General features: G+C 75.7%; 20 protein-coding genes. 16 read left to right on the forward strand and 4 right to left on the reverse strand.

The features are described from left to right. Positions 1-173 precede the first annotated feature (173 nt). The 9 genes from cds1 (at position 174) to ligA (ending at position 12,282) form a co-directional block, all read left to right on the forward strand. The gene (gene cds1 / locus CHC04_RS03435; RefSeq protein WP_089402442.1) at positions 174-1,295 is read left to right on the forward strand and encodes an L-cysteine desulfhydrase Cds1; all 1,122 of its coding nucleotides are present in this window, start codon (positions 174-176) and stop codon (positions 1,293-1,295) included. Between the two features lie 119 nt (positions 1,296-1,414). Continuing rightward, positions 1,415-2,194: an electron transfer flavoprotein subunit beta/FixA family protein gene (locus CHC04_RS03440; RefSeq protein WP_089402443.1), complete on the forward strand. Its 780-nt coding sequence runs from the start codon at positions 1,415-1,417 to the stop codon at positions 2,192-2,194. Positions 2,195-2,233: 39 nt separating this feature from the next. Then, positions 2,234-3,214 (forward strand): electron transfer flavoprotein subunit alpha/FixB family protein, encoded by a 981-nt coding sequence (locus CHC04_RS03445; RefSeq protein ID WP_089402444.1) that lies wholly within the window; start codon positions 2,234-2,236, stop codon positions 3,212-3,214. A gap of 80 nt (positions 3,215-3,294) precedes the next feature. Beyond that, complete coding sequence (locus tag CHC04_RS03450; protein WP_245816952.1) at positions 3,295-4,692, forward strand: MFS transporter; 1,398 nt, start codon at positions 3,295-3,297, stop codon at positions 4,690-4,692. After that, positions 4,689-5,870, forward strand: a complete 1,182-nt coding sequence (locus CHC04_RS03455) for a cysteine desulfurase family protein (protein ID WP_089402446.1) — start codon at positions 4,689-4,691, stop codon at positions 5,868-5,870. The genes CHC04_RS03450 and CHC04_RS03455 overlap by 4 nt, the downstream gene beginning before the upstream one ends. A gap of 6 nt (positions 5,871-5,876) precedes the next feature. Continuing rightward, positions 5,877-6,947 carry a tRNA 2-thiouridine(34) synthase MnmA gene (gene mnmA / locus CHC04_RS03460; RefSeq protein ID WP_217897144.1) on the forward strand — a complete coding sequence of 357 codons (1,071 nt, stop codon included), beginning with the start codon at positions 5,877-5,879 and terminating at the stop codon, positions 6,945-6,947. A gap of 175 nt (positions 6,948-7,122) precedes the next feature. Further along, the gene (locus CHC04_RS03465) at positions 7,123-8,937 is read left to right on the forward strand and encodes a bifunctional metallophosphatase/5'-nucleotidase (protein WP_089402447.1); all 1,815 of its coding nucleotides are present in this window, start codon (positions 7,123-7,125) and stop codon (positions 8,935-8,937) included. Between the two features lie 57 nt (positions 8,938-8,994). Then, positions 8,995-10,020: a uroporphyrinogen decarboxylase/cobalamine-independent methonine synthase family protein gene (locus tag CHC04_RS03470; RefSeq protein ID WP_089402448.1), complete on the forward strand. Its 1,026-nt coding sequence runs from the start codon at positions 8,995-8,997 to the stop codon at positions 10,018-10,020. 111 nt (positions 10,021-10,131) lie between these two features. Then, the gene (ligA, locus tag CHC04_RS03475) at positions 10,132-12,282 is read left to right on the forward strand and encodes an NAD-dependent DNA ligase LigA (RefSeq protein WP_089402449.1); all 2,151 of its coding nucleotides are present in this window, start codon (positions 10,132-10,134) and stop codon (positions 12,280-12,282) included. A 394-nt stretch (positions 12,283-12,676) separates the two neighbouring features. Here ligA and CHC04_RS03480 read toward each other — a convergent pair whose 3' ends face one another. Both CHC04_RS03480 and CHC04_RS03485 read right to left on the reverse strand, forming a co-directional pair. After that, the gene (locus CHC04_RS03480; RefSeq protein WP_089402450.1) at positions 12,677-13,087 is read right to left on the reverse strand and encodes a hypothetical protein; all 411 of its coding nucleotides are present in this window, start codon (positions 13,085-13,087) and stop codon (positions 12,677-12,679) included. A gap of 97 nt (positions 13,088-13,184) precedes the next feature. Continuing rightward, positions 13,185-13,853: an ACT domain-containing protein gene (locus tag CHC04_RS03485; protein ID WP_089402451.1), complete on the reverse strand. Its 669-nt coding sequence runs from the start codon at positions 13,851-13,853 to the stop codon at positions 13,185-13,187. Positions 13,854-14,046: 193 nt separating this feature from the next. Between CHC04_RS03485 and gatC the strand changes: the two genes are divergently transcribed. From gatC to gatB, 4 genes are read left to right on the forward strand one after another with little or no spacing between them, the layout of a single operon-like run. After that, positions 14,047-14,376 carry an Asp-tRNA(Asn)/Glu-tRNA(Gln) amidotransferase subunit GatC gene (gatC, locus tag CHC04_RS03490; protein WP_089402452.1) on the forward strand — a complete coding sequence of 110 codons (330 nt, stop codon included), beginning with the start codon at positions 14,047-14,049 and terminating at the stop codon, positions 14,374-14,376. Further along, the gene (gene gatA, locus CHC04_RS03495) at positions 14,373-15,866 is read left to right on the forward strand and encodes an Asp-tRNA(Asn)/Glu-tRNA(Gln) amidotransferase subunit GatA (RefSeq protein WP_089402453.1); all 1,494 of its coding nucleotides are present in this window, start codon (positions 14,373-14,375) and stop codon (positions 15,864-15,866) included. Before gatC ends, gatA begins: the two co-directional genes overlap by 4 nt. Next, positions 15,863-16,042, forward strand: a complete 180-nt coding sequence (locus tag CHC04_RS03500; RefSeq protein WP_089402454.1) for a hypothetical protein — start codon at positions 15,863-15,865, stop codon at positions 16,040-16,042. Before gatA ends, CHC04_RS03500 begins: the two co-directional genes overlap by 4 nt. Continuing rightward, positions 16,039-17,538 carry an Asp-tRNA(Asn)/Glu-tRNA(Gln) amidotransferase subunit GatB gene (gatB, locus tag CHC04_RS03505; protein WP_089402455.1) on the forward strand — a complete coding sequence of 500 codons (1,500 nt, stop codon included), beginning with the start codon at positions 16,039-16,041 and terminating at the stop codon, positions 17,536-17,538. The genes CHC04_RS03500 and gatB overlap by 4 nt, the downstream gene beginning before the upstream one ends. 62 nt (positions 17,539-17,600) lie before the next feature. On the opposite strand, the gene CHC04_RS03510 is transcribed toward gatB, so the two are convergent. Then, entirely contained in the window at positions 17,601-18,773 is a 1,173-nt protein-coding gene (locus CHC04_RS03510; RefSeq protein ID WP_089402456.1) for a PQQ-dependent sugar dehydrogenase, read from the reverse strand. Positions 18,774-18,852: 79 nt separating this feature from the next. Here CHC04_RS03510 and CHC04_RS03515 point away from each other — a divergent pair, with 79 nt between their 5' ends. Together CHC04_RS03515 and CHC04_RS03520 are read left to right on the forward strand one after the other, a co-directional pair. Beyond that, a complete protein-coding gene (locus CHC04_RS03515; protein ID WP_089402457.1) occupies positions 18,853-19,812 on the forward strand; it encodes a 2-hydroxyacid dehydrogenase in 960 nt (319 codons plus the stop codon). 31 nt (positions 19,813-19,843) lie between these two features. Next, complete coding sequence (locus CHC04_RS03520) at positions 19,844-20,224, forward strand: PH domain-containing protein (protein ID WP_089402458.1); 381 nt, start codon at positions 19,844-19,846, stop codon at positions 20,222-20,224. On the opposite strand, the gene CHC04_RS03525 is transcribed toward CHC04_RS03520, so the two are convergent. Further along, positions 20,206-21,042 carry a helix-turn-helix transcriptional regulator gene (locus tag CHC04_RS03525; RefSeq protein WP_245816953.1) on the reverse strand — a complete coding sequence of 279 codons (837 nt, stop codon included), beginning with the start codon at positions 21,040-21,042 and terminating at the stop codon, positions 20,206-20,208. The two genes, CHC04_RS03520 and CHC04_RS03525, sit on opposite strands and share 19 nt — an antisense overlap. 82 nt (positions 21,043-21,124) lie before the next feature. Between CHC04_RS03525 and ilvD the strand changes: the two genes are divergently transcribed. Next, positions 21,125-22,828, forward strand: a complete 1,704-nt coding sequence (ilvD, locus tag CHC04_RS03530) for a dihydroxy-acid dehydratase (protein WP_089402460.1) — start codon at positions 21,125-21,127, stop codon at positions 22,826-22,828. The last annotated feature ends 39 nt before the right edge of the window (positions 22,829-22,867 follow it).

A 22,867-nucleotide genomic window follows, 5' to 3' on the forward strand; every position in this document is an offset into this window, starting at 1 on the left:
GGATCGGGGTGCGCGCCGGAGCGTAGGGAGCCCACCGCCTCCTCCCGGGCCCGGTCCGACCCGCCCCGGCACCGGACGCCGCGCGCCCCGTCGCACCGCCAGCGCCCGGCGACACAGTGTCCGCGGGCGCAGTGTCCGCGGGGAGGGGCGCCGGCGTGCACGAGGATGGCCGCGTGAGCCAGCACCCGCCGCCCGGTCCCGAGGTCGTCGACGTCGACCGGTCCGACCCCGCCGGGCGCGCGTGGGTGGAGCGGGCCATCGCCGTCGTCGAGGCCGACGCGGTGCGCAGCGCCGACACCCACCTGCTGGTGCACCCCCTGCCGCCGGAGTGGGGCGTCGACCTCTACCTCAAGGACGAGTCGACCCACCCGACCGGCAGCCTCAAGCACCGCCTGGCGCGCTCGCTGTTCCTGCACGCGCTGTGCTCGGGCTGGATCACCGAGGGCAGCACCGTCGTCGAGGCCTCCAGCGGGTCGACGGCGGTGAGCGAGGCCTACTTCGCGCGGATGCTGGGCCTGCCGTTCGTGGCGGTCATGCCGGCCTCCACCAGCCCGGAGAAGGTCGCGCTGATCGAGTTCGCCGGCGGCCGCTGCCACTTCGTCGAGCGTGCCTCCGACGTCTACGACGAGGCCCGCCGGCTGGCCGACGAGTGCGGCGGGCACTACCTCGACCAGTTCACCCACGCCGAGCGGGCCACCGACTGGCGGGGCAACAACACGATCGCCGAGTCGGTGTTCGAGCAGCTGGCCCTCGAGCGCCACCCGGTGCCCGAGTGGGTCGTCGTCGGCGCGGGCACCGGCGGCACCAGCGCCACCTTCGGCCGGTACCTGCGCTACCGGCGGCACCCGACCCGGCTGGCCGTCGTCGACCCGGAGAACTCCGCGTTCTTCCCCGGCTGGGTGGAGGACGAGCCGGCGTGGACCACCGGCACACCGTCGCGGATCGAGGGGATCGGCCGGCCGCGGGTGGAGCCGTCGTTCCTGCCGTCGGTGGTCGACCGGATGATCCGCGTCCCCGACGCCGCGTCGCTGGCGGCGGTGCGGCACCTGGAGCGGGCGACCGGGCGGCGGGCCGGCGGCTCCACCGGCACCAACCTGTGGGGCGCGTACCGGCTCATCGCCGAGATGGTGGCCGCCGGGCGCACCGGCAGCGTCGTCACCCTGCTCTGCGACGGCGGCGAGCGGTACGCGCACACCTACCACTCCGACGCCTGGGTGGCCGCGCAGGGGCTGGACCCGGCGCCGTACGCGGCGGTCCTCGAGGAGTTCTGCGCGACCGGCCGGTGGACGGCGTGAGCGGGGTCACCGGCACCCCGGCACGGCGCCCCGTTACCCGGCAGTAGCCTCCACTATCGGAGCCAGGCGGGCCCTCGGGTCCGCGTCCCCCATGACCGATCGCGGAGGTAGGTCTGGCGATGAACATCGTCGTTCTGGTCAAGCAGGTCCCCGACTCCGGCACCCAGCGCTCGCTGGACCCGTCGGACAACACCGTGGCCCGCGCCGCCGCGGACAACGTCATCAACGAGATCGACGAGTACGCCATCGAGGAGGCGCTGCAGGTCAAGGAGGCGCAGGGCGGTGAGGTCACCATCCTGACCGTCGGCCCGGCCAGCGCCACCGACGCGATCCGCAAGGCGCTGTCGATGGGCGCCGACAGGGCCGTCCACGTGCAGGACGACGCCATCCACGGCTCGTGCGCGATCCAGACCTCCGGGGTCCTGGCCGCGGCGCTGCAGCAGCTCGAGTACGACCTCGTCCTCATGGGCGCCACCTCGACCGACGGCCAGGTCGCGGTCATGCCGGCGCTGCTGGCCGAGCGGCTGGGCATCCCGCAGCTGTCGGGCGCGCAGAAGCTCACCGTGGAGGGCTCGACGGTGAAGGTGGAGCGGCAGACCGACGGCGGCTTCTGGGCGCTGGAGGCCCCGCTGCCGGCCATCGTGTCCACCTGGGACACCATCAACGAGCCGCGCTACCCCTCCTTCAAGGGGATCATGGCCGCCAAGAAGAAGCCGGTGGAGACCAAGTCGCTGGCCGACCTCGGCGTCGACCCCTCCAGCGTGGGCCTGGCCACCGCCACCAGCGCGGTCGTCGACGTCACCGGCCGCCCGCCGAAGGGCGAGGGCGTCAAGGTGACCGACGAGGGCGACGGCGCGGAGAAGCTCGTGGGCTTCCTGGCCGAGCAGAAGCTCGTCTGACCCGGCCGGCGATCGCAGCGAAGAGGAGACTGAACACCCATGGCAGAGGTCAACGGTTCTGAGGTGCTGGTCCTCGTCGAGCTGAACCCGGCCGACGGCACCGTCCGCAAGGGCACCCTCGAGGCGCTCACCGCCGCCCGCGCGCTCGGTGAGGTCTCGGCGGTCGTCGCCGGCGGCCCCGGCGTGGCCGCCGGTGCGCGCGAGCAGCTCGCCGAGTACGGCGCGGCGAAGGTCTACGCCGCCGAGTCCCCCGAGATCGACGAGTACCTCGTCGCCCCCAAGGCCGAGGTGCTCGCGCAGCTGGTGGCGCAGGTGTCGCCGGCCGCCGTCGTCATCCCCTCCTCCCCGGAGGGCCGGGAGGTCGCCGGCCGGCTGGCGCTGAAGACCGGCAGCGGCTTCCTCACCGACGTCACCGAGATCGCCCCGGACGGCACCGCCACCCAGGTGATCTTCGCCGGGGCGCAGATCGTGCACTCGAAGGTCACGGTCGGCACCCCGATCTACACCCTGCGCGGCAACTCGGTCACCCCCGAGCCGGCGCCGGCCGCCGGGGAGACCGTGCCGGTCGAGGTCGCGCTGTCCGAGAAGGCGAAGCTGACCCGCGTCGTCGACAAGGTCGTCGAGCAGAAGAGCAACCGGCCGGAGCTCACCGAGGCCTCGATCGTCGTCTCCGGTGGCCGCGGGGTGGCCAGCGCGGAGAACTTCGCGCTCATCGAGGCCCTGGCCGACTCCCTCGGCGGCGCCGTCGGTGCCTCCCGCGCCGCGGTCGACTCCGGCTTCTACCCGCACAGCTTCCAGGTGGGGCAGACCGGCAAGACGGTCTCGCCGCAGCTCTACATCGCCGTCGGCATCTCCGGTGCGATCCAGCACCGCGCCGGCATGCAGACGTCGAAGACGATCGTGGCCGTCAACAAGGACCCCGAGGCCCCGATCTTCGAGCTGGCCGACTTCGGCGTGGTCGGTGACCTGTTCCAGGTCACCCCGAAGGCCACCGAGTTGATCCGGGCCCGCAGGGGCTAGCAGCACCAGCACGTCGAGCGCCGGCCCCGCGGGGCCGGCGCTCGACGCGTCTGCGGGGACGGGACCGAGGACGGGCGGACGTGGACGGGCGGGACCCCACCGGGGCGAGCATCTGGGACGCCGCCCACCGGCGGACGACGATCGGCCTGCTGACCCTCGTCACCCTCGTCGCCTTCGAGGCGATGGCCGTCGGGACGGCGATGCCGCGCGCGGTCGCCGAGCTCGACGGCGTCGCCTGGTACGCGTGGCCGTTCAGCGCCTTCCTGGTCGCCTCGGTCGTCGGGATGGTCCTCGGCGGCGAGGTGGGGGACCGGCGGCCACCGGGGCCGGGCGTCCTCGCCGGCGTGGTGGCGTTCGCCGCGGGACTCGTGGTCGCCGGCCTCGCCCAGGACATGGCCGTGCTCGTCCTCGGCCGTGCCGTGCAGGGGCTCGGGGCCGGCGTGGTCATCGTGCTGCTCTACGTCGTCGCCGGGCAGGCCTACTCCTCCCGGCTGCGCCCCCGCCTGTTCGGCGCCTTCGCCGCGGGCTGGGTGCTGCCGGCGCTCGTCGGGCCGCTGGCCGCCGGCCTGGTGACCACGCACGTCGGCTGGCGGGCGGTCTTCCTGGGGCTGGTTCCCCTCGTCGCGGCCGGTCTCGCGCTGCTGCTCACCGCCGGTCCCGGCGAGGCACCTCCTGTCGGGCAGGCGGCCCCGCGCGGGCGCGGCCGGGTGGCGTGGGCGCTGCTGGCCGGCGGCGGCATCGCGGCGCTGCAGTACGCCGCGCAGCGGCTGGACCTCGCCGCCGTCGGCATCGCCGTCCTCGGCGCGGCCGGCCTGGCCGCCGCGCTGCGCCGGCTGCTGCCGCGCGGCACCGTCCGGGCCCGTCCCGGCATCCCGGCGGTCGTCGCCGCGCGCGGCCTGATGGCCGGCGCCTTCTTCGGCATGGACGCCCTGCTGCCGCTCGTCCTGACCGAGCAGCACGGGTGGAGCGCGGCCACGGCCGGGCTCCCGCTGACCGCCGGCGCCGTCGGCTGGGTGGTCGCCGCCCAGTTGCAGGGGCGGCGGCCGGACGTCCCGCGCCAGCGGGTGCTCCGGCTCGGGTGCCTCGTGCTGGCGACGGGCCTGGCCGCCACGGCGACGACGGCGGTCCCCGCGCTGGGCGGGTGGCCGGCGTACCTCACGTGGGCACTGGCCGGGGTCGGCATGGGCCTGGGCATGCCGAGCGTCGGGGTGCTGCTGCTCGACCAGTCGCCGGAGGCCGAGCGGGGGGCCAACTCGGCCGCCCTGCAGATCTCCGACGTGACCGCGTCGGCGCTGTGCGTCGGGCTCTCGGGGGTCCTGGTGGCCGGCGCGGCCGACGCCGGCGGCCCGCTGTGGCCCGCCGTGCTCGCGGCGGTCGCCGTGCTGACCCTCCCGGCGCTGCTGGGTGCCCGGGTGGCCGGGCGGACGGTCGCGCTCGCCCGGGCGGGTTCGTCGCGCGCGACTAACCTGGGCCGGTGACCTACCTCGACCACGCGGCGACCACGCCGGTGCTCCCCGAGGTGCTCGCCGCCATGACCGAGCAGTGGGGCCGGGTGGGCAACGCCTCGTCGCTGCACGCCGCCGGCCGCGCCGCGCGGCGGGAAGCCGAGCAGTCCCGGGAGCGGCTGGCCGAGGTCCTCGGCGCCCGCCCGTCGGAGGTGCTGTTCACCGGCGGCGGCACCGAGAGCGACAACCTCGCCGTCAAGGGCCTGTTCTGGGCGCGGCGGGAGGCCGACTCCCGCCGCCGCCGGCTGGTGGTCAGCCCCGCCGAGCACCACGCCGTCCTCGACAGCGCCGAGTGGCTGGCCAAGCACGAGGGCGCCGAGGTCACCTGGCTGCGCCTGGAGCCCACCGGGCGGATCACGCCCGACGCGCTGGCCGAGGCGCTGGGCGACGGGTCCGACGTCGCGGTGGCCAGCGTGATGTGGGCCAACAACGAGATCGGCACGGTCAGCGACGTCGCGGCCCTGGCCGAGGTGGCGCACGCGGTCGGGGTGCCGCTGCACACCGACGCGGTGCAGGCCGTCGGCCAGGTGCCGGTCGACTTCGCCGCCAGCGGCGTCGACGCGCTGACCATGACCGGGCACAAGCTCGGCGGCCCGATGGGCGCCGGCGCGCTGCTGCTGCGGCGCGAGGCCGAGTGCACGCCGCTGCTGCACGGCGGCGGCCAGGAGCGCGACGTCCGCTCGGGCACGCTCGACGTCCCGGCCATCGTCGGCCTCGCCGTCGCCGCCACCACCGCCGTCACCTCCCGGCCGGAGCGGGCCGCGCGGCTGGCGGCGCTGCGCGACCGGCTGGTGGCCGGCGTGCTCGAGCAGGTGCCCGACGCGCAGCTCAACGGCGCCCCGCTGGACGACGTCGTCGCCGGCGGCCCGGGCCGGTTGCCGGGCAACGCGCACCTGTCCTTCCCCGGCGCCGAGGGCGACGCGCTGCTCATGCTGCTCGACGCCCGCGGCATCGAGTGCTCCACCGGCTCGGCCTGCAGCGCGGGGGTCGCCCGGCCCAGCCACGTGCTCACCGCCGTCGGCGCGGAGGCCGCCCGGGCGCGCAGCTCGCTGCGGTTCAGCCTCGGCACGACGAGCACCGACGACGACGTCGACGCCCTGCTGGCCGTGATCGCCCCCGTGGTCGAGCGCGCCCGCCGGGCGGGGAGGTAGCCACCGGTGCGCGTGCTCGCCGCGATGAGCGGCGGCGTGGACTCCGCCGTCGCCGCCGCCCTGGCCGTCGACGCCGGCCACGACGTCACCGGCGTCCACCTGGCGCTCTCGCCGGACCGGCAGACGCTGCGCAGCGGCGCCCGGGGCTGCTGCAGCGTCGAGGACGCCCACGACGCGCGCCGGGTCGCCGACGAGCTGGGCATCCCGTTCTACGTCTGGGACCTCGCCGAGCGGTTCACCGAGGACGTCGTCGACGACTTCGTCGCCGAGTACGCCGCCGGCCGCACGCCCAACCCGTGCCTGCGCTGCAACGAGCGGATCAAGTTCACCGCGGTCCTCGACCGGGCGCGGGCGCTGGGCTTCGACGCCGTCGTCACCGGTCACCACGCGCGGCTCGAGGGCGGCCGGCTGCGCCGCTCGGTCGACGCGGCCAAGGACCAGTCCTACGTCCTCGGTGTGCTCACCGCCGAGCAGCTGGCCGGCGCGGCGTTCCCGCTCGGTTCGATGACCAAGGAGCGGGTGCGGGCGATCGCCGCCGAGCGCGGCTTCGCGGTGGCGGCCAAGCCCGACTCCCACGACATCTGCTTCATCCCCGACGGCGACACCCGCGGCTTCCTCACCCGGCGGCTCGGCGCCCGGCCGGGCCCCGTCGTCGACGCCGCCACGGGAGCCACCCTCGGCACGCACGAGGGCACCCACGGGTTCACCGTCGGCCAGCGGCGGGGGCTCGGCGTCGCCGTCGGCGACCAGCGGCCGCGGTACGTGCTGTCCATCGAACCGGTGACGCGCACGGTCACGGTCGGCACCGCCGACCTCGCCGGCGTCGACGTCGTCCGCACCGGCCGGCCCACCTGGACCGGCCCGCCCCCGCAGCTGCCGCTGCGGGCGCAGGTGCAGCTGCGGGCCCACGGTGCCCCGGTCGGCTGCCAGGTCACCGCCGGCCCCGGCGGCGGGCTGGTGCTGGCGCTGGAGCAGCCGCAGCGCGGGGTCGCTCCCGGGCAGTCGGCCGTCCTCTACGCTCCCGACCCGGTCCGCGGTGACCTGGTGCTCGGCCAGGCGGCGGTCGCGCGTCCCTGAGGTGTCCCCGGGACGTCACCGCGGCGTCACCGGAGCGATCTGGTGCCGGAACGGTTCGTCACCTACGGTGTGCGGCGAGCCACGTCCTGCGTGTGCGTGTGCAGCCCGGCTCGGAACACCCGCCCCGGCCGTCGCCCCCGGCGGCCCGGACCCGCACGTCCTCCGGAGGACCCCCTTGCGCCGAACGCGCTACCCCCTCGCCGCCGCCGTCGCGGCCGCGACCACGGCCGGCCTGCTGGCCGTCCCCGCCGCGGCGCAGGCCGCGCCCAAGCCGCCCGTCCCGGTGCAGCTCCTGGCGATGAACGACTTCCACGGCCGGATCACCCCGCCGAGCGGGGCCGACGGCGCGCTGGCCACCTCGCCCGGTCCGGACAACGTCTACGGCAACACCGACGACGTGACCGTCCCGGTCGGGGGCGCCCAGCACGTCGCGGCCACCGTCGAGGCGCTGCAGGCGCAGTTCGCCCAGCAGAACGGCGGGTCGGCGGACTCGTTCTTCGTCGGCGCGGGCGACCTGATCAGCGCCTCGCCGTTCGAGTCCAGCGTCTACAAGGACGAGCCGACCATCGAGGCGCTCAACGCCATGGGCCTCGACGTCTCCTCCGTGGGCAACCACGAGTTCGACCGGGGCACCGAGGAGCTGCGGCGCATCTCGGCCGCGACCGACGGCACCTACACCGACGACGTGACGGCCTGCGAGGGCATCGAGCCGGGCGTGGACGGCTGCTTCGGCACCGGTGAGCACGCGTTCGAGGGCGCGCAGTTCCCGTACCTGGCCGCGAACGTCGTCTCCCGCGAGACCGGCGAGCCGATGCTGCCGCCGTACCAGGTCTTCGACGTCGCCGGCGGGCAGCAGGTCGCCCTCATCGGCGTCGTCACCGAGACCACCCCGACCATTGTCTCGCCGGACGGCGTCGCCGACGTCGAGTTCATCGACGAGGCCGACGCGGTCAACCGCTGGACCAAGGAGCTCAAGAAGCAGGGCATCCGGGCCGTCGGGGTGCTCGTCCACGAGGGCGGGTCGGTCAGCGACCCCAACGCCGCGGCGACGGCGAACAACTGCACCGACCTGACCGGCCCGATCGTCGACATCAACGCACGCATCGACAAGGACGTCGACTTCATCGTCAGCGCGCACACCCACCAGGCCTACAACTGCCTGCTGCCCGTCCGCGGCAGCCAGCCCCGGCTGGTCACCCAGGCCGGCTTCTACGGTCGCCTGGTCACCGACATCCGGCTGACGCTCAACCCGAACACCGGCGACGTCGACCGGCGGGCCACCTACGCGGCGACCAACGTCCCGGTGACCCGCACGGCCGCCGACCCCGAGGTCCAGGCGATCGTCGACTACTGGAACGCTCGGGCCGCCGAGACCCGCAACGTCGTCGTCGGTGAGGCCGCCGCCACCATCGGCACCGCCGGGTCGGCCGGCCGCAACGCGGAGCAGCCGATCGTCAACCTGGTCGCCCAGGCCCAGCTCGAGGCCATGCAGCAGGACCAGTTCGGCAACCCGGTCATCGCCTTCATGAACCCCGGCGGCGTGCGCACCAACATCGAGGCCGGCGAGGTGACCTTCGGCGAGCTGTTCAACGTGCAGCCCTTCGGCAACACGGTCAACGCGATCACGCTGACCGGCGCGCAGATCGACGACGTGCTGGAGGAGCAGTTCCAGCTGAACGGCGGCCCGCGCAACAGCCAGCTGATCCTGGGCACGTCCGAGGGCTTCGCCTACACCTACGACCTCGACCTGCCCTACGGCGACCGGGTCGTCGACACCTCGATCACCCTCGACGGGGTGACCATCGACCCGGCGGCCAGCTACCGCGTCGTGGCCAACTCGTTCCTCACCGCCGGCGGTGACTCGTTCACCACCTTCGCCGGCGGCACGGGCCTGACCGTCGGCCCGGTCGACGTCGACACCCTGGTGGCCTACTTCGAGGCCAACTCCCCGGTCAGCCCGCCGCCGGCGAACCACGGCACGGCGATCTGACCGACCGCACCACCCGGGCGACCGGGGCACGGCGGCGGCGGTACTAGCGTCGCCGCCGTGGCCACCCCGACCGAGCCCGAGACCACTCCCGACCCGAGGCCGGTCCCCGCACCGTGGGGGCCGGCCTCGGGCGTCGGGTCGCTGCCCGGCACCGACCCGGCGGAGGCGCTGCGGGTCGTCCTCGGCGAGCTGCCCGAGCTGCCGCACCTGCCCGAGCTGCCCGCGCGCGGCCCGGGCGCCGACCTGATCGGGCGCAGCGCCGCCCTCCTCGTCGACCTCGCCGTCGACCTCACCCCCGGCGGCTGGCGGCTGGTGCCGCGCGGCGGGATCGACCTGCGCCGGGCCCAGGAGCTCATGAGCCGCGACCTCGACGCCCTGCACGACGTCGCCGAGCCCCACCGGGGACCGTTCAAGGTCCAGGCGGCCGGTCCCTGGACGCTGGCCGCGGGGCTGGAGCGCGAGCGCGGCGAGCGGGCCGTCGTCGACCCCGGCGCCCGGCGGGACCTCGGGCAGTCGCTGGCCGAGGGCATCGCCGCGCACGTCGCCGCGGTGTCGGCCCGCGTGCCCGGCGCGCGGGTCGTCGTCCAGCTCGACGAGCCCTCCCTGCCCGCGGTGCTGCAGGGGGCACTGCCGACGGCGAGCGGGTTCGGCCGGCTGCCCGCCGTCGCCGCGCCCGACGTCGAGTCCGAGCTGGCCGCCGTCGTCGCCGCGGTCCCCGCTCCGGTCGTCGTCCACTGCTGCGCGAACCGGGCGCCGCTGGACCTGCTGCGCGCCGCCGGCGCGGCCGCGCTGTCGTTCGACCTCGGCCTGGTGCAGGACCTCGACGCGCTCGGGTCCGCCGTGGAGGCCGGCACCCACCTGTTCACCGGCGTCGTGCCCGGCACCGACGCGCCGCTGCCGGCGCCCAGGGCGACCGCCTCGCGGCTGCGGGCCTGGTGGCGCGAGCTGGGCTTCCCCGCCGACGACCTGCACGCCGCGGTCACCCTCACCCCGGCGTGCGGCCTGGCCGGGGCGAGCCCCGGCTACGCCCGGGCGGCCATGACCCACGTCCGCGAGGCGGCCCAGTACCTCCTCCCGGAGTAGAAGGACCCCGTCCTCCCCACCCCTCGCGGGCTCGGGGCGGTGCCCTGGACGGGGCCACCTGATCGGGCGGGTGCGCGGGTCGGCGTCGTATCCGGCGGATACCGTCCAGGCGTGAGCACGGACGCCGAGCTGGACACCCCGCAGGTCGCCGCGGTCGCCGACCGGGAGGACCTCACCGAGGTCCCCGACGACGCGCGCACGCGCCACCGGGACCTCTCCGAGGAGCTCGACCGCTACGCGTTCGCCTACTACGTGCAGGACGCGCCGCTGGTCAGCGACGGCCAGTACGACGAGCTGATGGCCGAGCTCAAGGCCATCGAGGCGCAGCACCCGGCCCTGGTTACGCCCGACTCGCCGAGCCAGAAGGTCAACGGCGGCTTCACCGCCACGTTCGCGCCGGTCGCCCACCTCGAGCGCATGCAGAGCCTGGACAACGTCTTCGACGGCGACGAGCTGTCGGCCTGGGCGAACCGGGTGGCGCGTGACGCCGGGGCCGGGGTGGCCTGGCTGTGCGAGCTCAAGGTCGACGGTGTCGCCGTCGCGCTGGTGTACGAGCGGGGCCGGCTGGTGCGCGCGGCCACCCGCGGCGACGGCACGACGGGGGAGGACGTCACCGCGAACGTCCGCACGATGCGCGACGTCCCCCAGCAGCTCACCGGCGACGACCTGCCGGAGCTGCTCGAGGTGCGCGGCGAGATCTACTTCCCGGTGAGCGGGTTCGCCGAGGTCAACGCCGGCATGGTCGAGCAGGGCAAGGCGCCCTTCGCCAACCCGCGCAACGCCGCCGCGGGCTCCCTGCGGCAGAAGGACCCGCGGATCACCGCCTCCCGGCCGCTGCGGCTGGTCGTGCACGGCCTCGGCGCGCGCCGTGGCTTCGACCCCGAGCGCCAGTCGGAGGCCTACGAGCGGCTGCGTGCGCTGGGCCTGCCGGTCAGCGACCGGTTCGAGGTGGTCGACGACCTCGAGGCGGTGGAGGCCTACATCGAGCGCTACCGCGAGCAGCGGCACTCGGTCGAGCACGAGATCGACGGCGTCGTCGTCAAGGTCGACCAGGTGGCGCTGCAGCGGCGGCTGGGGTCGACCGCGCGGGCGCCGCGCTGGGCGATCGCCTTCAAGTACCCACCGGAGGAGGCGACGACCAAACTCCTCGACATCCGGGTCAACGTCGGGCGCACCGGCCGGGTGACGCCGTTCGGCTACATGGAGCCGGTCAAGGTCGCGGGGTCGACGGTGCAGCTGGCCACGCTGCACAACGCCAGCGAGGTGCAGCGCAAGGGCGTGCTGATCGGCGACACCGTCGTCATCCGCAAGGCCGGCGACGTCATCCCCGAGATCCTCGGCCCGGTGGTCGCCGCGCGGACCGGCGACGAGCGGCCGTTCGTCATGCCCACGCACTGCCCCGAGTGCGGCACGGAGCTCCGGCACGAGAAGGAGGGCGACGCCGACATCCGCTGCCCGAACGCGCGGTCGTGCCCGGCGCAGCTGCGGGAGCGGGTCTTCCACGTGGCCGGCCGCGGTGCCTTCGACATCGAGGTGCTCGGCTACGAGGCGGCGATCGCGCTGCTGGCCGAGCACCTGCTGGAGGACGAGGGCGACGTCTTCGACCTCACCGAGGAGGCGCTGTCGCGGACGAGCTTCTTCACCAAGAAGGACGGCACCCTGTCGGCCAACGGGCAGCGGCTGCTGGCCAACCTGCAGGCGCGCAAGGACGTCCCGCTGTGGCGGGTGCTCGTGGCGCTGTCGATCCGGCACGTCGGGCCGACGGCCGCGCAGGCGCTGGCCCGCGACTTCCGCTCGCTCGACCGGATCGCCGAGGCGTCGGAGGAGGAGCTCGCCGCCGCCGACGGCGTGGGCCCGACGATCGCCCGGTCGGTGCGCGACTGGTTCGCCGTCGACTGGCACCGCGGGGTCGTGGAGAAGTGGCGCCGGGCCGGCGTGCGGCTGGCCGACGCCGGGGAGGACGCGCCGCCCGGGCCGCTGACCGGCGTCACCGTGGTCATCACCGGCTCGCTGCGCGACCTCTCGCGCGACCAGGCGATCGCCGCGGTGCAGGAGCGCGGCGGCAAGGTCACCGGCTCGGTGTCGAGGAAGACCGGGTTCGTCGTCGTCGGGGCCGACCCAGGCAGCAAGTACGACAAGGCCGTGCAGGCCAAGGTGCCGATCCTCGACGACGACGGTCTGCGGGTGCTCCTCGAGGACGGGCCGGAGGCCGCCCGCGAGGTGGCGACGATCGGCGACGGCAGCCAGCCCGCGGGGAAGTGAGGCGGCTCGGGCCGGCGTCCGCCGGACGGAGACGTGCGCCCGGCTGTCGCTGGTGAACGGCCGGCGGTGCCAGTCCTCCCAGCGGGCCTGCGGCTCGAGCCCGGCCAGTGCGGCCACGAGGTCGAGCTCGGCCGGCCACACGTAGCGGAACGGCACCGAGACGACGTCCAGGTGCCCGTCGGTGACGGTGTGGTGGTGCGACACCAGGCGCTGGGTGGCGACGTCGTCCTCGTCGAAGCGGAGGGGCCGGGCGCTCACCGGGCGGCAGGCGCTGCAGGTCGGGGACGCCGACCGCGACGACGAAGGCCCCGCCGGGGCGCAGGCGGGCTGGCGGCGTTGCGGAAGCAGGCCACCTGCTGGTCCTGGGCGGTCAGGTTCCGGCGTCGCTGCGCTGCTACCTGCGCCAGACATCGACCGTGGTGCCGGCCATCTGCTCGCTGAACCGTCCATCGGGACCGGCCGCTGCGAGGAGCTGCCGGAGCCCGGCCTCGACGTCGCCGACCCGGTCACCGAAGAGGTGAGGAGCTGCGCTCGACAGGGAGAACACACTCGCCACGACGTCGTCGGCGCTGCGGACGACCACGTGACCGGGGATCTCGATGCGGGTCGGGCCGGTGAAGCCGGCGGCCCGGTACACCTCGCCCTCGCGGGCGCCCAGGTCCTCGTCGGCGGCTGCGACCTCGGGCAGGATCCCGTGGCCGGCGCGGCGGCGCGGGCCGAGGAAGCTCCTGACGAGGTCGTCGATCTCCTGCCGCGGCGGCCTCGGGTGGGGCAGGAGCGCCGTGGACAGAGAAGTGCTGCTCAAAGGCGCACCCGGAACGTCGGACCGTCCGAGCGCAGGCCGCCACGGCGGGGTCCGCGTCGCCGGAGGTGGGCGCATCCGACCGCAACTCCAGGGCAGCTCAGACCGGCGGCAGGTGCGCCACCGTGGCCGCGATGCCCGTCAGGTGGGTCAGCCGGAGCAGCTCCGACCGGCGGAACGCCGGACCGCCCGAGCGGCCGAGGACCACGGCGGTGGCGGGATCGCCGAAGGGAGCCGCCATCATCTCGATCGCCATCTCCCGCCAGCGCTCGGGCAGCCAGTCGTCCTCACTGGGCAGCAGCCGGGGCGTCGACAGCGGGAGCCAGGGCAGCTGCACGCCCTCGAGGGCGGGGGCGGCGTCGGAGGCGGCCAGCACCTCACCGCCACCGGCGCCGTCGGCCAGCACCACCGCCGACCAGCCGCCGTGGAACACCCGCGGCAGCTCGACGGCGAGGATCTTGACCGCGGTGCCCTCGGGGGCGCGGGCGAGGGCCTCGAGCAGGTCGAGCTCGCGGTGGGTGTCCAGTGCGCCCGCGAAGGGCCGCAGCGACTCCACCTGCACCCCGGGCACCGCCTGCGCGGCGGTGATGAGGCTGTCGGGCAGGCGGCCGGGGGGCAGGTCGACGACGACGTCGTCGACGGCGACGCCGCCACCGCGCTCGAGGACGTCGAGGGAGACGATGTCGACCCCCGCGTCGCCCAGCGCGGTCGCCACCGCGCCGAGCAGGCCGGGACGGTCGGGCACGACCAGCCGCAGGAGATAGGACACGGTTCCTCCGCTGACGACGTCGAGGGGCAGCCGATCGGCGTCGATCGAGTGGCGCCAGCAGCTTCCCCCACCGGGCACCCCGCGGTCGAGCGCACTCCCCGGCCCGATCGGGGCCCCCGGCGGCCCGCGTACAGTGACCGGGTTGCGTCCCTGGCGCCGGCGCGGCGCCGACGACAGGAGTCCCGCCCCAGTCATGAGCACCACCACCCCCGCATCCGGAGCGGCACCCGCCCTCGGCCGCCAGGACATCGCGCACCTCGCGCGGCTGGCCCGGCTCGCCGTCACCGACGAGGAGCTCGACCGCTTCGCCGGCCAGCTGGGGGCCGTCCTCGACGCGGTGGCCCAGGTGCAGCGCGCCGACGTCGGCGACGTCGCCCCCACCACGCACGCCGTCCCGCTGACCAACGTCCTGCGGGCCGACGTCGCCACGCCGTGCCTGCCCCGCGACGCCGTCCTGGCCGCCGCCCCCGCCGCCGAGGACGGGCGCTTCCGCGTCCCGCGCATCCTGGGGGAGGAGGAGTGAGCGACCTCACCGCCCTCACCGCCGTCGAGCTGCAGGCGGCCCTGGCCGCCGGCGAGACCTCCTCGGTGGAGGTCACCCGTGCCCACCTCGACCGGATCGCCGCCGAGGACGGCGCCCTCGGCGCCTTCCTGCACGTCACGGCCGACGCCGCGCTCGCCCGGGCCGCGGAGGTCGACGCCTCGGGCACCGCGGGCACCGGCCTGGCCGGCATCCCGGTCGCCCTCAAGGACGTGTTCGTCACCGAGGGCGTGCCCACCACCAGCGGCTCGCGCATCCTCGAGGGCTGGCGGCCGCCCTACTCGGCGACGGTCGCGAGCCGCCTCGCCGACGCCGGCACCGTGCTCCTCGGCAAGACCAACATGGACGAGTTCGCCATGGGCTCGTCCACCGAGAACTCCGCCTACGCGGTGACCCGCAACCCGTGGGACCACGACCGGATCCCGGGTGGCTCCTCCGGCGGGTCGAGCGCGGCGGTGGCCGGCCGGCTCGCGCCGCTGGCGCTGGGCACCGACACCGGCGGCTCGATCCGCCAGCCCGCGGCGGTCACCGGCCTGGTCGGGCACAAGCCCACCTACGGCTCGGTGTCGCGCTACGGGCTGATCGCCTTCTCCTCGAGCCTGGACCAGGCCGGCCCGATGGCCCGCACGGTGCTGGACGCCGCCCTGCTGCACGAGGCCATCGGCGGCCACGACCCGCGCGACTCCACGAGCATCGACGCGCCCGTGCCCACCGTCGTCGAGGCCGCCCGCCGCGGTGCCGGCGGCGACCTGTCGGGCCTGCGCGTCGGCGTCGTCCGCGAACTCGGCGGCGAGGGCGCCCGCGAGGGCTACGAGCAGGGCGTGCTCGACCGGTTCGCCGAGGGGGTCGCCCTGCTCGAGGCCGCCGGCGCGCAGGTGCGCGAGGTGTCGTGCCCGTCGTTCGGGCTGGCGTTGCCGGCGTACTACCTCATCGCCCCCAGCGAGGCGTCGTCGAACCTGGCCCGCTTCGAGGGCATGCGGTTCGGCATCCGGGTGGGCGACGACGGCAGTCACGACGTCGACGAGGTCATGGCCCTGACCCGCGAGCAGGGCTTCGGCCCCGAGGTCAAGCGGCGGATCATCCTCGGCACCTACGCACTGTCGGCCGGCTACTACGAGGCCTACTACGGGCAGGCGCAGAAGGTCCGGACGCTGATCAGCCGCGACTTCAGCGCCGCGTACGACGACGTCGACGTGCTGGTCAGCCCCACCAGCCCGACCGTGGCCTGGCCGATCGGCGCCCGCGTCGAGGACCCGCTGGCCATGTACGCCGCCGACCTGTGCACGCTGCCGGCCAGCCTCGCCGGCGTCCCGGCGATCTCGGTGCCCTGCGGGCTGTCCGACGGCCTGCCCGTCGGCCTGCAGGTGATGGCGCCGGCGCTGGCCGACGACCGCTGCTACCGCGTCGCGGCCGCCGTCGAGGCCGCGCTGGGCGCGCCGCTCACCGACCGCCTGCTGGAGCGTGCCGCGTGAACGGCGCGCTCAAGGCCGCCTGGGGGCTGACCGCCTTCGTGGTGCTCGCCGGGCTGGTCCTGTGGCTGGTCACCGGCGAGGCCGTCTTCGCCGTCTTCATCGTCCTGGGCCTGCTGACCGGCGTCGGTGCCTGGCTGACCGGGCGCACCGCCCCGAAGGGAGACCGCACCCCGTGAGCGAGCCCCTCGTCGAGTTCGACGACGTCCTCACCCGCTACGAGCCGGTCATCGGCCTGGAGACCCACGTCGAGCTGGGCACCGAGTCGAAGATGTTCTGCGGCTGCACGACCGCCTTCGGCGCCGAGCCCAACACCCAGACCTGCCCGGTGTGCCTGGGCCTGCCCGGCTCGCTGCCGGTGGCCAACGCCGCCGCGGTCGAGTCGACCATCCGGATCGGCCTGGCCCTGGGCTGCCGGATCGCCTCCTGGTCGCGCTTCGCCCGGAAGAACTACTTCTACCCGGACATCCCCAAGGGCTTCCAGACCAGCCAGTACGACGAGCCGCTGTGCACCGCCGGGCACCTCGACGTCGAGGTCGACGGCGAGACGTACCGGGTGGAGATCGAGCGGGTGCACCTGGAGGAGGACACCGGCAAGAACCTGCACGTGGGCGGGGCCACCGGCCGCATCCACGGCGCCGAGTACTCGCTGGTCGACTTCAACCGGGCCGGCATCCCGCTGGTCGAGATCGTCACCCGGCCGGTCGCCGGGGCCGGCGCGAAGGCGCCCGAGGTCGCCCGCGCCTACGTCACCGAGCTGCGCGAGATCATCCAGACCCTCGGCGCCTCCGACGTGCGCATGGAGCAGGGCAGCCTGCGCTGCGACGTGAACACCTCGCTGGCCCCGGTCGGCAGCCTGGAGTGGGGCACCCGCACCGAGACGAAGAACGTCAACTCGCTGCGGTCGGTCGAGCGGGCCGTGCGCTACGAGATGCGCCGGCAGGCCGCCGTCCTCGACGCCGGCGGGCGGATCGTGCAGGAGACCCGCCACTTCCACGAGGACACCGGCAGCACGTCGCCGGGGCGCAGCAAGGAGGAGGCGACCGACTACCGGTACTTCCCCGAGCCCGACCTCGTCCCGCTGGCCCCCGACGCCGAGTGGGTGGAGAAGCTCGCCGCCGGGCTGCCCGAGCTGCCGGCCGCCCGCCGCGCGCGGCTGCGCGAGGAGTGGGGCCTGTCGGCCACCGAGATGGCCTGGCTGGTCAACGCCGGCGCCCTCGGGGTGGTGGAGGGGACCGTCGCCGCGGGCGCCTCGCCGGCCGACGCGCGCAAGTGGTGGCTGGGCGAGCTGGCCCGCCGCGCCAACGACGCCGGCGTGGAGCTGACCGCGCTGCCGGTCACCCCGCGGCAGGTCGCCGAGCTCAGCGCGCTGGTCGCCGAGGGCACGGTCAACGACCAGCTGGCCCGGCAGGCGCTCGACGGCGTGCTGGCCGGCGAGGGCGACCCGCGCGCCGTCGTCGAGTCGCGGGGGCTGGCCGTGCTGGGGGAGTCCGACGAGCTGGTGGCCGCCGTCGACGTCGCGATCGCCGGCGCCCCCGACGTCGTCGCCAAGGTGCAGGGCGGCAAGGTGCAGGCCCTCGGCGCGCTCGTGGGCGCGGTCATGAAGGCCACCCGCGGCAAGGCCGACGCGGCCACGGTGCGCCGGATGCTCGAGGAGCGCGTGCTCGGGAGCTGAGCCCGTGCACTTCCGCGGACGTGCCCGCCCTGGCGGCGTGCACGTCCGCGGAAGTGCACCGGTCAGACGGGGGAGGAGCCCGTCGAGGACGGGGGGAGGATCCGCAGCACGCGGTCGTCGTCCTCGGCGGGGGTGCCGACGCCGTCCCGGTTCGACGTCGTGATCCACAGCGCGCCCTCGCCGTCGAGGACGACGGTGCGCAGCCGCCCGTAGCGGCCGCCGAGCAGCTCCTCGGGCACCTCGACGACGCCGCCCTGGCCGTCGACCTGCACGGCGTAGACCCGCTGCCCGTCGAGCGCGCCGAGGAACACCGTGGTGCCGGCGGCGGCGCACCCGCCCAGGCCGCCGGCACCGTTGTCGACCGTGTGCACCGGCGGGACCGTCGCGGCGCCGGGGGTGGGCCAGCCGTGGTCGGTGCCTTCGCTGAGCCGGTTGAGCTCGTCGGGGCCGGCCGCGGACTCGTCGACGGCGTAGACGACGGTCGGCTGGTCGCCGGTCAGGCAGACCGCGGTGACGTCGGAGAAGCCGCTGCTGAACACCGGCCCCGCGGCGTTGGCCGGCTGCCCGAAGACGTCGATGTGCAGCACCTTGCCGCCCAGCGACGCCGGGTCCTGCGCCAGCGCCGGGTTCCCCGTGTCCCCGGTGCCGACGTAGAGGGTGCCGTCGGGGGCGAACTGCAGACCGCCGCCGTTGTGCGTCTCCCCGCGCGGGATGCCGGTGTAGACCGGGTTGGGCGTGCCCCCCATCGGGAAGCGGACGACGCGGTTGTCGGTCGCGGTCGAGACGTAGGCGTAGAACAGCCCGTCCTCGTCGAAGGTCGGGGACAGCGCGAGGCCCAGCAGCCCGCCGTCGCCGGCGGTGTCGACGCCCGGCAGGACCATCAGCTCGCGCGGGGGCGACCGGTCGGGGAACACCTGAAGCAGCCGGCCGGTCTCCCGCTCGCCGACCACCGCGCTGCCGTCGGGCAGCACGACCAGCCCGGTGGGCACGGTCAGGTCGGTGGCGACGACGTTCGGGTCGCCGGCGGTCTGCCCCGAGCCGGGCTCGGCCGGCTCACCGGGCGCCGGGGCGGGGGAGGACTCGGTGGGCGGGCCGACCTCGGGCGGCGCGCCCTCGGGCAGCGGCCGGAACGGCCCGCGCGGCTCGTAGCCGTCGTCGCCGCAGCCGGCGAGGACCAGGGTCAGGGCCACCGCGCAGGCGGCGCCGGCCGCCCGCCGTCCCCGCTGCCGCCTCACCCGACCCACAGTACGGGCGGATCCCGGGGCCACGGTGCCACCGGGCGGCCCGCGGCGGTGGGTGCCAGTCTCGGAGGCCGTGGCCCCCGAAATCCGCGGTACCGACGTCGCCGGACCCGACGAGACGCTCACCGTCCTGGTCCCCACCCCGGAGCTGGCCGACGCCGCCGGGGCGCTGTCCCCGCGGGTGCGCGCGCTCGTCGCCGACCCCGGTGACGGCCCGCCGACCGGGGAGGCCGCGCACGCCCAGGTCTGGGTGCCGCCCTTCGGCGGGTCGGTCCCCCCGCCGGAGTTCCTCGACGCGCTGCCGCGGCTGCGGCTGGTGCAGCTGCTCAGCGCCGGCGCCGAGCGCTTCGCCGGCCGGCTGCCCGACGGCATCGCGCTGTCCAACGCCCGCGGCGCGCACACCCCCGCGACGGCCGAGTGGGTGGTGGCCGCGACGCTGGCCGCGCAGCGCGGGCTGCCCGACCTGGTGCGCGAGCAGGACGCCGGGCGGTGGTCGCCGCGCACCTTCTCCTCGCTGGTCGGGACGCGGGTGCTCGTGGTCGGCGCCGGCGACATCGGCCGCCGGGTCGGCGCGATGCTGTCCGGCTTCGACGTCGAGCTCACCTACGTCGGTCGGACCGCCCGCGACGGCGTGCACGCCACCGCCGAGCTGCCGGACCTGCTGCCGCACGCCGACGTCGTGGTCGTCCTCGTGCCGGTCACCGACGAGACCACCGGCCTGGTCGACGCCGCCTTCCTCGCCGCGATGCCCGACGGCGCCCTGCTGGTCAACGCCGCGCGCGGGGTCGTCGTCGACACCGCCGCCCTGCTCGCCGAGCTGACCGCCGGCCGGCTGCGCGCCGCGCTCGACGTCACCGACCCCGAGCCGCTGCCCGAGGGCCACCCGCTGTGGTCGGCGCCCGGGCTGCTGCTGACCCCGCACGTCGCCGGCACGGTGCCCGACGCCGGCCCCCGGGCGCAGGCCGCCGTCCTGGCCCAGCTGCGGCGGGTGCTGGCCGGCGAGCCGCTGGCCGACGTCGTCGACGCGTACTGAGACGCCTGCCGAGCGGGGATGATCGGCAGACGTGGCTGTCCTCGCACGTCTGCGGCTGAGCAAGGTCGCGCTGCTGCCCGTCGTCTTCCTCGCCGTCTGCGTGCTGCCCTTCGCCGCCGCGTCGCCCGCCGCCGCGCTGGTGCTGCTGCTGCCGCTGGCCGCGGCGGCGTGGGTGCTGCGGGTCGGGGTCGACGTCGACGACACCGGCATCACCACCCGCGGGCTGCTCGGGCAGCGCCGGGTGGCGTGGGACGACCTGGCCGGCATCCGCGTCGTGCGCAACGCCCGGCTGCGGCTGGTCACCCGCGGCGGCGGTGAGGTGTCGCTGCCGGTGCTGCGCGCCCGCGACCTGCCGCGGCTGGCCGGGTGGTCCGGCGGCCGCTTCGACGTCCCTCAGCCGCCGTCGGCCTGACCGGCGAGCACCTGCAGCCGGGCGGCGGTCCCGCTGCCCTCGGCCGCGGTGTAGACGACGACCTGCAGGCCTGGGGCGTCGGCCGGCGCGAGCTGGTGGTGCTCCAGGAACAGCGTGCCCACCTCGGGGTGCTCGAAGCGGCGCTCGGCGGAGCTGAACCGGTCGACGTCGTGGCTGGCCCACCCGGCGCGGAAGTGCGCGCTGGCCGCCTCCAGCCGCGACACCAGGTCGACGACGGCGGGGTCGGCCAGCCGCGGGCCGACCTCCGCGCGGAACTGGGCGAGGAAGCGCCGGCTGTCGGTGGCCCAGTCGCCGAGCAGCGCGCGCACCGCGGGGTCGGTGAACACCAGCCACAGCAGGTTGCGCTCGGCGGCGGGGACGCGGGCGACGCCGGGATAGAGGCGCTCGTAGGCGCGGTTCCACCCGGCGATCGACCAGTCGGCGGTGATGGCGTAGGCGGGGGAGGGGCCCAGCGCGTCGAGCAGCCGCTGCACGTGCCCGGGCATCCCCTCGGCGGCGCCGTCCGGGGCGGGGCCGCCGTGCCCGGTCAGCCCCAGCACGTACCCGTGCTCGGCCGGTGACATCCGCAGCGTGCGGGCCAGCGCGTCGACCACCTGCCGGGACGGGTGGATGTCGCGGCCCTGCTCCAGCCACGTGTACCAGGTGTGGCTCACCCCGGACAGCAGCGCGACCTCCTCGCGGCGCAGCCCAGGGGTGCGGCGCGCCCCGGACGCCGGCAGCCCGGCGGCCCGCGGGTCGACCTGCCGCCGCCGCGAGCGGAGGAAGTCGGCGAGCTCACGGCGGGCGGGAGCGGACACGGGCGGCCTCCTCGGTGGTGGTACCGGTACCAGTATCAGGCGCATCTGGGAGCCGCCCGGATCCCGGCCTACGCTCGCGCCCGTGACCACGGTCGAGGACCCCGGCACCAGCGCCGACGTCAAGCCCCGCAGCCGGGAGGTGACCGACGGCATCACCCGGGCCCCGGCGCGCGCGATGCTGCGCGCGGTCGGCATGGGCGACGACGACTGGGACAAGCCGCAGGTCGGCGTCGCCTCGTCCTGGAACGAGATCACCCCCTGCAACCTCTCGCTGGACCGGCTGGCCAAGCGGGCCAAGGAGGGGGTGCACGCCGCCGGCGGCTTCCCGCTGGAGTTCGGCACCATCTCCGTCTCCGACGGCATCTCCATGGGCCACGAGGGCATGCGCGCCTCGCTCGTCAGCCGCGAGGTCATCGCCGACTCGGTGGAGACGGTGGTGTTCGCCGAGCGCCTCGACGGCACCGTGCTGCTGGCCGGCTGCGACAAGTCGCTGCCCGGCATGCTCATGGCCGCCGCCCGCCTCGACCTCGCCAGCGTCTTCCTCTACTCCGGGTCCACGCTGCCCGGCCGGCTCGGCGACCGCGACGACATCACGATCATCGACGTCTTCGAGGCGGTCGGCGCCTGCGCCCGCGGGCTGATCACCGAGGAGGAGCTGGGCGCCGTCGAGCGCGCCGCCTGCCCCGGCATGGGCTCCTGCGGCGGCATGTACACCGCCAACACCATGGCCAGCGTCGCCGAGGCGCTCGGCATGGCGCTGCCCGGCAGCGCCGCCCCGCCGGCGCCGGACAGCCGCCGCGACGCCTTCGCCGTCGCCTCCGGCGAGGCGGTGGTCAACCTGCTGCGGAAGGGGATCACCGCGCGGCAGATCATGACCCGCGAGGCGTTCGAGAACGCGGTCACCGTGGTCATGGCGCTGGGCGGCTCCACCAACGCCGTCCTGCACCTGCTGGCCATCGCGCACGAGGCGCGGGTCGAGCTGACCCTCGACGACTTCAACCGGATCGGCGACCGCACCCCGCACCTGGCCGACGTCAAGCCGTTCGGCCGCTACGTCATGACCGACGTCGACCGCATCGGCGGCGTCCCGGTGGTGCTGCGGGCGCTGCTCGACGCCGGCCTGCTGCACGGCGACACGCTCACCGTGACGGGGAGGACGATGGCCGAGAACCTCGCCGAGATCGCCCCGCCGGACCCCGACGGCGCGATCATCCACGCCATGTCCGAGCCGATCCACAGGACCGGCGGGCTGACGATCCTGCGCGGGTCGCTGGCGCCCGAGGGCGCGGTGGTGAAGTCCGCCGGCTTCGACCGCGACGTCTTCGAGGGCACCGCCCGCGTCTTCGACGGCGAGCAGGGCGCCATGGACGCGGTCACCGAGGGCACGCTGCAGGCCGGCGACGTCGTCGTCATCCGGTACGAGGGGCCCCGGGGCGGGCCGGGCATGCGCGAGATGCTCGCCGTCACCGGCGCGATCAAGGGCGCCGGTCTCGGCAAGGACGTCCTGCTGCTCACCGACGGCCGGTTCTCCGGCGGCACCACCGGCCTGTGCATCGGCCACGTCGCGCCGGAGGCCACCGAGGGCGGCCCGATCGCGCTGGTCCGCGACGGCGACCCGGTCCGCCTCGACCTCACCACCCGCACGCTGGACCTGCTGGTCGGCGACGACGAGCTGGCCCGCCGCCGCGCGGACTGGGCGCCGCTGCCCCCGCGGTACACCACCGGCGTCCTCGGCAAGTACGCCAAGCTCGTCGGCTCGGCGGCCTCGGGCGCCATCTGCGGCTAGGGCCCGCCACCCCCTCCTTGGGGTGAGCGGGCGCCCCGG

The organism is Geodermatophilus saharensis (assembly GCF_900188205.1).
In the GTDB taxonomy this organism is placed as follows: Bacteria; Actinomycetota; Actinomycetes; order Mycobacteriales; family Geodermatophilaceae; genus Geodermatophilus; species Geodermatophilus saharensis.

What these genes read in the sequence shown, in the direction of transcription:
- CHC04_RS03440 (WP_089402443.1), top strand. Translation starts at nt 1,415, where the DNA reads ATGAACATCGTCGTTCTGGTCAAGCAGGTCCCCGACTCCGGCACCCAG.
- CHC04_RS03445 (WP_089402444.1), top strand. Translation starts at nt 2,234, where the DNA reads ATGGCAGAGGTCAACGGTTCTGAGGTGCTGGTCCTCGTCGAGCTGAAC.
- gatC (WP_089402452.1), top strand. Translation starts at nt 14,047, where the DNA reads ATGAGCACCACCACCCCCGCATCCGGAGCGGCACCCGCCCTCGGCCGC.